The sequence below is a fragment of the Streptacidiphilus jeojiensis genome (assembly GCF_042510965.1).
GTDB lineage: Bacteria > Actinomycetota > Actinomycetes > Streptomycetales > Streptomycetaceae > Streptacidiphilus > Streptacidiphilus jeojiensis.
On the sequence record NZ_JBEUKS010000016.1, the window covers coordinates 178,655 to 189,663 of the forward strand.

Annotated in this window: 8 protein-coding genes and 1 tRNA gene; 7 read left to right on the forward strand and 2 right to left on the reverse strand. The window is 68.4% G+C overall.

The features are described 5' to 3' along the window. Window positions 1-92: 92 nt before the first annotated feature. From ABUW04_RS34360 to ABUW04_RS34375, 4 genes are read left to right on the forward strand one after another with little or no spacing between them, the layout of a single operon-like run. Window positions 93-1,022 (forward strand): branched-chain amino acid ABC transporter permease, encoded by a 930-nt coding sequence (locus ABUW04_RS34360; protein ID WP_030248247.1) that lies wholly within the window; start codon window positions 93-95, stop codon window positions 1,020-1,022. Window positions 1,023-1,027: 5 nt separating this feature from the next. Further along, window positions 1,028-2,797, forward strand: coding sequence for a branched-chain amino acid ABC transporter permease (locus tag ABUW04_RS34365; RefSeq protein WP_037594005.1), 1,770 nt, complete (start codon window positions 1,028-1,030; stop codon window positions 2,795-2,797). Window positions 2,798-2,802: 5 nt separating this feature from the next. Further along, window positions 2,803-3,729, forward strand: coding sequence for an ABC transporter ATP-binding protein (locus ABUW04_RS34370; RefSeq protein WP_380568341.1), 927 nt, complete (start codon window positions 2,803-2,805; stop codon window positions 3,727-3,729). Beyond that, window positions 3,726-4,442 (forward strand): ABC transporter ATP-binding protein, encoded by a 717-nt coding sequence (locus tag ABUW04_RS34375; protein WP_030248253.1) that lies wholly within the window; start codon window positions 3,726-3,728, stop codon window positions 4,440-4,442. The genes ABUW04_RS34370 and ABUW04_RS34375 overlap by 4 nt, the downstream gene beginning before the upstream one ends. A gap of 1,247 nt (window positions 4,443-5,689) precedes the next feature. Here ABUW04_RS34375 and ABUW04_RS34380 read toward each other — a convergent pair. Then, a complete protein-coding gene (locus ABUW04_RS34380; RefSeq protein ID WP_380568342.1) occupies window positions 5,690-6,361 on the reverse strand; it encodes an ANTAR domain-containing response regulator in 672 nt (223 codons plus the stop codon). 94 nt (window positions 6,362-6,455) lie between these two features. Between ABUW04_RS34380 and ABUW04_RS34385 the strand changes: the two genes are divergently transcribed. From ABUW04_RS34385 to ABUW04_RS34395, 3 genes are all read left to right on the forward strand, one after another. Then, window positions 6,456-6,530, forward strand: a tRNA-Leu gene (locus tag ABUW04_RS34385). A gap of 109 nt (window positions 6,531-6,639) precedes the next feature. Then, window positions 6,640-7,401: a transcriptional regulator gene (locus ABUW04_RS34390; RefSeq protein ID WP_380568343.1), complete on the forward strand. Its 762-nt coding sequence runs from the start codon at window positions 6,640-6,642 to the stop codon at window positions 7,399-7,401. 388 nt (window positions 7,402-7,789) lie between these two features. Further along, window positions 7,790-9,433 (forward strand): APC family permease, encoded by a 1,644-nt coding sequence (locus ABUW04_RS34395; protein ID WP_380568344.1) that lies wholly within the window; start codon window positions 7,790-7,792, stop codon window positions 9,431-9,433. A 106-nt stretch (window positions 9,434-9,539) separates the two neighbouring features. Here ABUW04_RS34395 and pyk read toward each other — a convergent pair whose 3' ends face one another. Continuing rightward, on the reverse strand, window positions 9,540-10,985 hold the full coding sequence (gene pyk / locus ABUW04_RS34400; protein ID WP_030248262.1) for a pyruvate kinase: 1,446 nt from the start codon (window positions 10,983-10,985) through the stop codon (window positions 9,540-9,542). Between the last annotated feature and the right edge of the window lie 24 nt (window positions 10,986-11,009).

The window sequence follows — 11,009 nt, forward strand, 5'->3', positions numbered from 1 at the left end:
GCCCACGTTTCCGGTACCCGCGCTCCCGCACCCGCGCATCCCGTACCCACGCCCATTTCCGGCTCACCCGCCCCTGACAACGGAGGCCTGCGGTGCACGAACTGCCGCAAAACCTAGCCAACGGCCTGCTTCTCGGCGCAACCTACGGACTCATCGCCGTCGGCTACACGATGGTCTACGGCATCGTCCAGCTCATCAACTTCGCCCACGGCGAGATCTTCATGACCGGGGGCTTCGGCGCCCTCACCGTGTACCTGGGCCTCGGCTCGGGCACCTCCATGTGGATCGCACTCCCCCTGATGCTCCTCGGCGGCATCGTCACCGCCACGGTCATCGCCGTTCTCGCCGAGCGCTTCGCCTACCGGCCACTGCGCAACGCGCCGCGCCTCGCACCGTTGATCACCGCGATCGGGCTCTCCATCACCCTGCAGCAACTCGTCTGGGGCTTCTACCCCAAGGCCAAGTCGCCCCGGGTCTTCCCCTCGCTCCCCGGCGGCCCGTTCCACCTGGGTTCCATCACCTTCCAGTCGGCGGACATCTTCGTCGTGGTCGCAGCCGTGGCCTCGATGCTCTTCCTCGCCTACTTCGTCCAGCGCACCCGCACCGGCCGCGCCATGCAGGCCACCGCGCAGGATCCGGACACCGCCAAGCTCATGGGCATCGACACCGACCGCGTCATCGTCATCGCCTTCATCCTGGGAGCCACCTTCGCCGCCGTCGCCGGCGTCGCCCACGGCCTGCGCTACGGCCAGGTCTCCTTCGACATGGGCTTCGTGGCCGGCCTCAAGGCCTTCACCGCCGCCGTCCTCGGCGGCATCGGCAACATCTACGGCGCCATGCTCGGCGGCATCGTGCTCGGCGTCGCCGAATCCCTCGCCGCCGGATACATAGAGAAGATCCCCGGCATGAGCCAGTTCGGCGGCGGCGCCTGGCAGGACGTCTGGGCCTTCGTCATCCTCATCCTCGTGCTCATGGTCAGACCACAAGGCCTACTGGGCGAACGCGTCGCGGACAGGGCGTGAACGACATGACCGACACCATCAACACGCAGCAGACACCGGCCCTGCGCCCCGCGCTGCCACTGCCGGAAGCCGCCGCCCGCGGACTCGCCGCCGTCGGCGGACTGGCCACCGCCGCGTCCGCCTTCCTCGCCTGGACCTACAGCTCCGCGTTCCCCGGCGACCTCACCGTCAACGGATACCCCGGCGGCCTGCAGTGGGTCACCCTCGTCGCCGGCCTCCTGGTGCTGCTCTACGCGTTGACCGGCTACCGCGTCCCGGGGCTGCGCTGGCTCGCCCCCGGCGGCGCCGAGGGCGCCACCGTCATCGTCGCCTTCGGCGCCCTGGCGACCACCTGGTTCACCCTCATCGCCATCGCGGACGAACTCGGCGGCCTCGCCAACCTCGCCAGCGGTGGCTGGGTCGCGGGCATCGCCTCCCTGGTCGCCCTGCTCGGCGCCCTGGGCCTGCCCCGCGACGGCGTCGCCGCGGACGCGGACAACCCGCTCAAGCGCGTCGTCGGCTACCCGGGCAAGCGCCCCGACCTCAGACCCGCACCCGCACTGCCGGTAGCCGTCGAACTCCTGATCATCACTCTGGCCCTCGCCCTCGGCCTGGGCATCTTCACCTTCGGCATCGACACCAGCTACGGCGAACTCTTCGGCGGCTTCCTCATCACCGCCGTCTTCGCCGCCTGGGCGCTCAGCCGCTCCGGTGCCCTCGGCCGACTCACCGACATCACCAGCAGGCACCGCGTCTTCACCGCCGTCGGCGCCTTCGTCGCCGCCGCGATCTTCCCCTTCACCCAGAACAGCGACGCCAACGCCTCCATCGGCGTGAACCTGCTGATCTTCGGCGCCACCGCCCTCGGCCTCAACGTCGTCGTCGGCCTCACCGGACTGCTCGACCTCGGCTACGTGGCCTTCCTCGGCGTCGGCGCCTACACCGGAGCACTGGTCTCCGGGGCCGCCACCTCGTCGCTGCACGTCACCTTCCCGTTCTGGGCGGCGGCGATCACCGGCGCGGCAGTGTCCGGCATCTTCGGGGTCATCCTCGGCGCCCCCACCCTGCGGGTCCGTGGCGACTACCTCGCCATCGTCACCCTCGGCTTCGGTGAGATCTTCCGCATCGTCGTCAACAACCTGGACGGCGTATCAGGCCCCAACGTCACCGGCGGCCCCAACGGCATCCCCAACATCCCCGACCTCAGCATCTTCGGCTTCAACCTCGGGAACGCCCACACCATCGGCGGCATCACCCTCGGCCGGTTCGCCAACTACTTCGAACTGATGCTGGTGTTCATCGCCATCATCGTGCTGGTCTTCAGCCGCTCCAGCAGCTCCCGCATCGGCCGCGCCTGGGTCGCCATCCGCGAGGACGAGACCGCAGCCACCGCCATGGGCATCAACGCCTTCCGCTTCAAGCTGCTCGCCTTCGCCCTCGGCGCCACCCTGGCCGGACTCGCCGGTACCGTCATGGCGCACGTCGGCTTCAGCGTCGTCCCCGACCCCTTCGTCTTCGCCGGACCGGTACCGCCGAACTCCGCCTTCCTGCTCGCCGCCGTCGTCATCGGAGGCATGGGCACCGTCACCGGTCCGCTGATCGGTGCCGCGCTCTTCTACCTCCTCCAGGCGAAGCTGCAGTTCCTGCAGAGCTACCAGCTCCTGCTGTTCGGCATCGCGCTGATCCTGTTCATGCGGTTCCGGCCCGAGGGCCTGATCGCCAACAAGCAGCGGCAGTTGGAGTTCCACGAGGACGAGACCGAATCCGCCGCCGAACTCAGCACCGCAGGGGCGTGAACCAGATGACCGACATCACCCTGGAGAACAGCTCCAGCAACTCCCCCGCCACCGGCACCCCGCTCCTCGAAGCCCGTGGCGTCATCATGCGGTTCGGCGGCCTGACCGCCGTCAACAACGTCGACCTCACCGTCAACACCGGTGAGATCATCGGCCTGATCGGCCCCAACGGAGCCGGCAAGACCACCTTCTTCAACTGCCTTACCGGCCTGTACATCCCCACCGAGGGACAGGTCACCTACAAGGGCACGGTGCTGCCGCCCAAGCCCTTCAAGGTCACCCAGGCCGGCATGGCCCGCACCTTCCAGAACATCCGGCTGTTCCACAACATGACGGTCCTGGAGAACGTCCTCGTCGGTCGCCACACCCGCACCAAGGAAGGCATCATCTCCGCCATCCTCCGCGGCCCCGGCTACCGCCGCGAGGAGGCCGAGTCCCGCGAGAAGGCCATGGCCCTGCTGGAGTTCACCGGCCTCGCCCGCAAGGCGGGACACCTCGCCCGCAACCTCCCCTACGGCGAGCAGCGCAAGCTCGAGATCGCCCGCGCCCTCGCCAGCGAACCCGGCCTGCTGCTGCTCGACGAACCCACCGCGGGCATGAACCCGCAGGAGACCCGGGCGACGGAGGAACTGGTCTTCGCGATCCGCGACCGCGGCATCGCCGTGCTGGTCATCGAGCACGACATGCGGTTCATCTTCAACCTCTGCGACCGCGTCGCGGTCCTCGTCCAGGGCGAGAAACTGGTCGAGGGCACCTCGGAGGTGGTCCAGGCCGACGAACGCGTCATCGCCGCGTACCTGGGCACCCCGTACGAGGCGACCCCCGACGCCGGCGCCGCCGGCGAGGCCGACGGCAGCATTCCCGCCTCCGACGCCACTCCCGACGTCACCCCTGATGCCACTCCCGATGCCACTCCTGAGGAGGACCAGTGACCGCTCTGCTCGAGGTCGAAGACCTCCGCGTGGCCTACGGCAAGATCGAGGCGGTCAAGGGCATCTCCTTCACCGTCGAGGCAGGCCAGGTCGTCACCCTGATCGGCACCAACGGCGCCGGCAAGACCACCACCCTGCGCACCCTCTCCGGCCTGCTCAAGCCCATCGGCGGCAGCATCCGCTTCGACGGGCAGCCGCTGGGCTCGGTCCCCGCACACAAGATCGTGTCCCTGGGGCTGGCCCACTCGCCGGAAGGCCGGCACATCTTCCCGCGCATGACCATCGAGGAGAACCTCCTCCTCGGCGCCTTCCTCCGGAAGGACCAGGACGGCATCCAGGCCGACGTCCAACGCGCCTACGACCTGTTCCCCATCCTCGGCGAGCGCCGGAAGCAGGCGGCGGGAACCCTGTCGGGCGGCGAGCAGCAGATGCTCGCGATGGGACGCGCACTGATGTCCCAGCCCAAGCTGTTGATGCTGGACGAACCCTCCATGGGCCTCTCCCCCATCATGATGCAGAAGATCATGGCGACCATCGTCGAGCTCCGTAACCAGGGCACCACCATCCTGCTCGTCGAGCAGAACGCCCAGGCCGCCCTGTCCTTGGCGGACACCGGCCACGTGATGGAGGTCGGCCGCATCGTCCTCTCCGGAACGGGGTCCGACCTGCTGACGGACGAGTCGGTACGGAAGGCCTACCTCGGCGAGGACTGACGGACCGTCGGTTGCGATTCGGATGCCGTTGCAGGCAGGGACGCTCCCTGCCTGCAACGGCATTCGCCGTAACGCGATCTGCCCCACCGTCTCCGGGGCTCCGCCCCGAAAGCAGCAACAAGCAGGAGCGGGGCGGCCGGGCCCGAAACGGCGCAGATCACGTCGCTGGCCGTCCGGCGTCCAGTGGTGCTCAGCGCCGTCGACCTCCACGGCCAGGCCCTCCCGGTCGAAGAGAAAGTCCACTCGCCGGACGCCCGCCGCCGTCGCCACCTCGGCCTGCGTTCGCGGGTGGAGATCGGCGTCGTACATCAGCAGTCTGGCTTCGGTCTCCAGCGGAGACTCGCTACGGGCGTCAGCGAGTTCGACCCACCGGAGCGCAGTGCTGGTCGCCTGTCGATTGCTCGCCCCGGCCAGGTGCGCCCGCACGTCCGCTTCGGTGCACAGTCCCGCATGCAGTGCGGAGTCCAAGGCAGCCACCGCAGTATTGCGCGGCTCGCTCCGGAGCAGGTCGGTCAGAGTGCGGAGAATCGTGGTGCAGCGGAGGCCCTCCACTGCGGTCGAGTCGTGCGGCCCCAGCGGGAGGCGATGGACGAGCACCCCGGCGACCCGCGTGCGCGCCCGCTCGGGACGGGGGTCAGTCGCCTCGATGGGTCTGGCGGCCTCCCCCGGACGCTGCAGGACGGTGATGCCGTGCAGCCTGGCGGCGGTCTGATGACTCGCGACGAGGTGCGGCTTCGCGGCCTGGGCGGCCCTGAGCCGCAGCAGGGGCAGAGCTGAGGGCGCTCCAGGCGGAGCGAGCAGCCCGGGCTCCGGGTGGTACCAGCCGTAGTCCCGCAGCAGCGTGCGAAGTTGCCGCTCGGAGCAGCCCATGTTGCGCGCGCGATCGACCGACAGGAAGCCGCCGAGGCGCAGGGCGTGCTGGCGCAGTTCGTGTTCGTTCATGCCGCAGAGCACGTGGTTGCCCGGCCCACGGTTGCACCCTGATCGGGTGAACTGGGGTCACTTTCGGTACGTCGGGTCACTTCTGGTACGCGAGAGTCGGGTCAATTCGGGCATTTGGGCATGATCGAGTGACACCTTGTCCCGAAAGTGACCCCGGTTCGGCCCAACCCCGGCGCACGTCCGACGCTTCGCGCCGGGGCCCGGCCGCCCCCGCTCCTGCTTGTTGCTGCTTTCGGGGCGGAGCCCCGGAGACGGTGGGTGCGGTCGTGCTACGGCGAATGCCGTTGCAGGCAGGGAGCGCCGCCTCAGGCCTCCGACGCCGGCGGTTCCGACGGGGCCGCCGGTGCCTTCTTCTTGGCGTCCTGGGCTGCGCCCTCCTCGATGACCGCCTCGGCGACGGCCTTCATGGTCATGCGGCGGTCCATGGACGTCTTCTGGATCCAGCGGAAGGCGGCCGGCTCGGTGAGGCCGAACTTGGTCTGCAGGACGCTCTTGGCGCGGTCCACGAGCTTGCGGGTGTCGAGGCGGAGGCTGAGGTCGGCGATCTCCTCCTCCAGCGCGCGCATCTCGCTGTAGCGGGAGACCGCCATCTCGATGGCGGGGACCAGGTCGCTCTTGTTGAACGGCTTCACGATGTAGGCCATGGCGCCGGCGTCCCGCGCCCGGTCGACCAGCTCGCGCTGCGAGAACGCGGTGAGCATCAGGGTGGGCGCGATGTGCGCCTCGTGGATCTGCTCGGCGGCGGACAGGCCGTCCAGGATCGGCATCTTCACATCGAGGATCACCAGGTCGGGCCGGAGCTCGGTCGCCAGCTTCACCGCCTCGGCACCGTCCCCGGCCTCACCCACGACGGTGTAGCCCTCCTCCTCGAGCATCTCCTTGAGGTCGAGACGGATCAATGCCTCGTCCTCGGCGATGACCACACGGGTCGTCGTCGGCGGGACATGCTGCTCGTGCTGCTCGTCGGCGGCGGTCACGGTGCTCCTCGTTGACGCGGGGGTACGTGCAAGAGCCTACCTAGACACGGTATGTTTAAGGCGCAGCGGGTGAGGGGGAACCTTCATTCCGTAGGCCCCGGTAGCCCAACTGGCAGCAGGCAACGGATTCAAAACCCGTACAGTGTCGGTTCGAATCCGACCCGGGGCACTTCCCCTTTGATTCGAAGGTCAGCTCCATTCTGGCGATCTTCATCACATCAGGCGACCGTCTCGCATTCTGAGCGCCTCAGCGCCTCAGGCGCACGAACATCGGCCTCATGTACGACCGAGCCACCCGGCGCAATGCCCTGGCCCTCCTCAACTCGGGCATGAGCCTCAACCAGGTGAGCCGCACCACCGGTATCTCGCGCGCGGCAATCCGCAGCTGGACCGAACGCCTCGATCCGCTCCCCGGCGTCACCTGCGAATGCCCCGCTCCCAATGGTCACCTCGCGCCTGAGATTCCTCGCCCCGCCTACTCCTACCTCCTGGGCCTCTACCTGGGCGACGGCTGCATCAGCCATGTCAGCAAGGGCGTCTACTCGATGCGCATCTCCTGTGCAGACGCCTGGCCGGGTCTGATCGACTCATGCGCCGACGCCCTCACTCACGTCATGCCCAACAGCAAGGTTGGACGGACGCAGTGCAAGGGGTGCACCAGTGTCGGGAGTTACAGCAAGCACTGGCCCTGCCTCTTCCCGCAGCACGGAGCCGGACCGAAGCACGCCCGCTCGATCAGGCTGACGGACTGGCAGGAGGAGGTCGTCGGCGCCCACCCCTGGCCCCTACTCCGGGGCCTCATCCACTCGGACGGGGCCCGGGTGACCAACTGGACAGTCCGAACCCTTGCCAGCGGCGAGCGGCGCTACGAGTACCCGCGCTACTTCTTCAGCAACAAGTCCGCGGACATCCGCCAGCTGTATACAGCCACGCTCGACTCCCTCGGCGTCGAGTGGCGGCAGGCGAACACCTTGAACATCTCCGTCGCGCGGAGGGCGTCTGTGGCGTTGATGGACGAGCATGTCGGGGCCAAGTACTGACCATGCCGCACGGGGAATGGAATCGTTCGACCGGGGCATAGGGGTGACGGGGATGACGATCATTCAATAGCCATACCCATGTCCGGATCCCGACCTCGACGACTTTCCTCAAGTAATGCTCAAGTTTTCAAGTTGGTTCACGTTCCATCCAGGATCGGCCCAGCGCTGCCCTGCCACGCGGCTGCCACCAGGGGTGATGTCCCCTGTCCGCTGTGGGTGCGGGCCGGTGATTCTCCTGGGAAGCAGGTGTGAAGAAGCTCAAGAGAACGCAAGTATTCAGTGCTGACATCTATGCATGAGCGCAATCTGCACCTAATCTGATCCAGCCCTTAACGGCCGCTTAACAACCCCACCTGCCCTGCCAGCTATGTCGAGAGGTGGCGCCCGCATGGCACCCACTGATCTGTTGTCCAAATCCCCCGACACCGGTGACCGCTCGCTGCGGCGGGAAATCGGCCTCATCGGACTGATGTGGGCGTCCGTCGGGTCGATCATCGGTTCGGGGTGGCTTTTCGGGGCCAAGGAGGCCGTCGTGGTCGCCGGGCCGGCGGCGATCATCTCCTGGGGGATCGGCGCGGTCGCGATCGTCCTGCTGGCGCTGGTGCACGCCGAGCTCGGCGGGATGTTCCCGGTGGCCGGCGGCACCGCCCGCTACCCGCACTACACCTTCGGCGGCCTCGCCGGGATGTCGTTCGGCTGGTTCTCCTGGCTGCAGGCGGCCACCGTCGCGCCGATCGAGGTCGAGGCCATGATCGGGTACGCCCAGCACTGGTCCTGGGCGTCCGGCTTCCAGCACTCCAACGGGACGCTCACGCTGTCCGGCTTCGTCATCGCCGTCGTACTCATGGCCGTGTTCGTCGCGGTGAACTTCCTCGGTGTGCGCCTGCTCGCCCACACCAACAGCGCGGCGACCTGGTGGAAGATCGCGATCCCGCTGCTCGCCATCTTCGTCCTGGCCATCACGCACTTCCACGGCGGCAACTTCACCTCGCAGGGCTTCGCCCCGTTCGGCGCCAAGGGCATCCTCGCCGCGATCAGCACCAGCGGGATCATCTTCGCGCTGCTGGGCTTCGAGCAGGCGATCCAGCTCTCCGGCGAGAGCCGCAACCCCAAGAAGGACATCCCGCGTGCCGTCCTCGGCTCGGTGGCGATCGGCGCGCTGATCTACATGCTGCTGCAGGTGGTCTACATCGGCGCGCTGCCCGGCTCCTCCTTCGTGCACGGCTGGGCGAACCTCGCCTACACCGGGATCAGCGGCCCGTTCGCCGGCCTCGCCACCGTGATCGGACTGGGCTGGCTGGCCTGGATCCTCTACCTGGACGCGATCATCTCCCCGGCCGGAACCGGTCTGATCTACACCACCTCGACCTCCCGGATCTCCTACGGCCTGAGCCGCAACGGCTACGCCCCGCAGCTGTTCGAGGCGACCGACAAGCGCGGCGTGCCGTGGTTCGGGCTGATCATCTCCTTCGTCACCGGTGTCATCTGCTTCCTGCCGTTCCCCAGCTGGCAGCAGCTGGTCAGCTTCATCACCTCGGCCAGCGTGCTGATGTACGCGGGTGCCCCGCTGGCCTACGGCGTGCTGCGCAAGCAGCTGCCCGACCGCGAGCGCCCCTACCGGCTGCCCGCCGGGCAGGTCATCGCCCCGGTGTCGTTCGTGATCGCCAGCCTGATCATCTACTGGGCCGGCTGGGCCACCCTCTGGCGGCTCGGAGTGGCCATCATCCTGGGCTACCTCCTCCTCGGCTCCTACGCCTGGTACGCCCGGGCCAAGAACCTGCCCAACGCCCCGCAGCTGGACTGGAAGGCGGCGCAGTGGCTGCCGGTCTACCTGGTCGGGATCGGGATCATCTCCTGGCAGGGCGGCTTCGGCGTCGGCTCGGAGGGCCACATCCACCTCTGGTGGGACATGGGCCTCATCGCGGTCTTCTCACTGGCCGTCTACTACTGGGCGCTCGCCGTCGGCCTGAAGCGTGAGGACATCGAGCGCAACATCGACGAGGTCGCCGTGGTGGACGAGGGCGGTCACTGACACACGCCGCTGACGCACAGTCAGCCAACAGGCCGGGCCCGGTCGGTGAGGGATACTCACCGACCGGGCCCGGTCACGTTCGCGTCCTGCGGCTCTGCCCGAAGGCTCAGACGGTCACGTCCCGCGGGCTGTCGTCCTCGCCCACGTGGTGGACCCGGACCAGGTTGGTGGAGCCGGCCAGGCCGGGCGGGGAGCCGGCCGTGATGACCACGATGTCGCCCCGCTCGCAGCGGCCGATGGCCAGCAGCGCGTTGTCGACCTGGGCGACCATCTCGTCGGTGGTTTCCACGAGCGGGCCCATGAAGGTCTCCACGCCCCAGCTCAGCGACAGCTGGCTGCGCACCGCCGGCTCGTAGGTGAAGGCCAGCACCGGGATCGGCGAGCGGTAGCGCGACAGCCGCCGGGCGGTGTCCCCGGACTGGGTGAAGGCGACCAGGTACCTGGCGCCCAGGAAGTCGCCGATCTCGGCGGCCGCGCGGGCGACGGCCCCGCCCTGGGTGCGGGGCTTGTTGTTCTCGGTGAGCGGCGGCAGCCCGGCCTCGATGATGTCCTCCTCGGCGGCGCAGACGATGCGGGCCATGGTGCGGACGGTCTCGGTGGGGTACTTGCCGACGCTGGTCTCGCCGGAGAGCATCACCGCGTCGGCGCCGTCGAGGACGGCGTTGGCGACGTCGGAGGCCTCGGCGCGGGTGGGGCGCGAGGCGTTGATCATGGAGTCGAGCATCTGCGTGGCGACGATGACGGGCTTGGCGTTGCGGCGGCAGAGCTTGATGGCCCGCTTCTGGACCAGCGGGACCTGCTCCAGCGGCATCTCGACGCCGAGGTCGCCGCGGGCGACCATGACGCCGTCGAAGGCGTTGACGATGCCTTCGAGGTTGTCGACCGCCTGGGGCTTCTCGACCTTGGCGATGACCGGGACGAAACGTCCCTCCTCACGCATGATCGCGTGCACGTCGGCGATGTCGGCGGCGCTGCGGACGAAGGAGAGCGCGACGATGTCGGCTCCGATGCGGAGTCCCCAGCGCAGGTCGGCGACGTCCTTGTCGCTGAGCGCGGGGACACTGACGGCCACACCGGGAAGGTTGAGGCCCTTGTGGTCGGAGACCATGCCGCCCTCGACCACGGTGCAGCGGACCCGGGGTCCGTCCACCGCGACGACGTCGAGGGCGACGCGGCCGTCGTCGATCAGGATGCGTTCGCCCGGGGTCACATCGGCGTTGAGGCCCTTGTAGGTGGTGCCGCAGCCGTTGCGGTCGCCGGGGTGGTCCTCGGTGGTGATGGTGAACTCGTCACCGCGTTCCAGGAGGACCGGACCCTCCGCGAATGTTTCCAACCTGATCTTGGGGCCCTGGAGGTCGACGAGGATGCCGACGCTGCGGCCGGTCTCGTCGGCGGCCTTGCGGACCCGGCGGTAGCGTTCCTCGTGCTCGGCGTAGGAGCCGTGGCTGAGGTTGAAGCGGGCCACGTCCATACCGGCGTCGACCAGGGTCTTGATCTGGTCGTACGAGTCGGTGGCGGGCCCTAGAGTACAGACGATTTTTGCTCGGCGCATAACACCGAGCGTAGGTCTTACCGG

What these genes read in the sequence shown, in the direction of transcription:
- ABUW04_RS34365 (WP_037594005.1), top strand. Translation starts at nt 1,028, where the DNA reads ATGACCGACACCATCAACACGCAGCAGACACCGGCCCTGCGCCCCGCG.
- ABUW04_RS34395 (WP_380568344.1), top strand. Translation starts at nt 7,790, where the DNA reads ATGGCACCCACTGATCTGTTGTCCAAATCCCCCGACACCGGTGACCGC.
- pyk (WP_030248262.1), bottom strand. Translation starts at nt 10,985, where the DNA reads ATGCGCCGAGCAAAAATCGTCTGTACTCTAGGGCCCGCCACCGACTCG.
- ABUW04_RS34370 (WP_380568341.1), top strand. Translation starts at nt 2,803, where the DNA reads ATGACCGACATCACCCTGGAGAACAGCTCCAGCAACTCCCCCGCCACC.
- ABUW04_RS34390 (WP_380568343.1), top strand. Translation starts at nt 6,640, where the DNA reads ATGTACGACCGAGCCACCCGGCGCAATGCCCTGGCCCTCCTCAACTCG.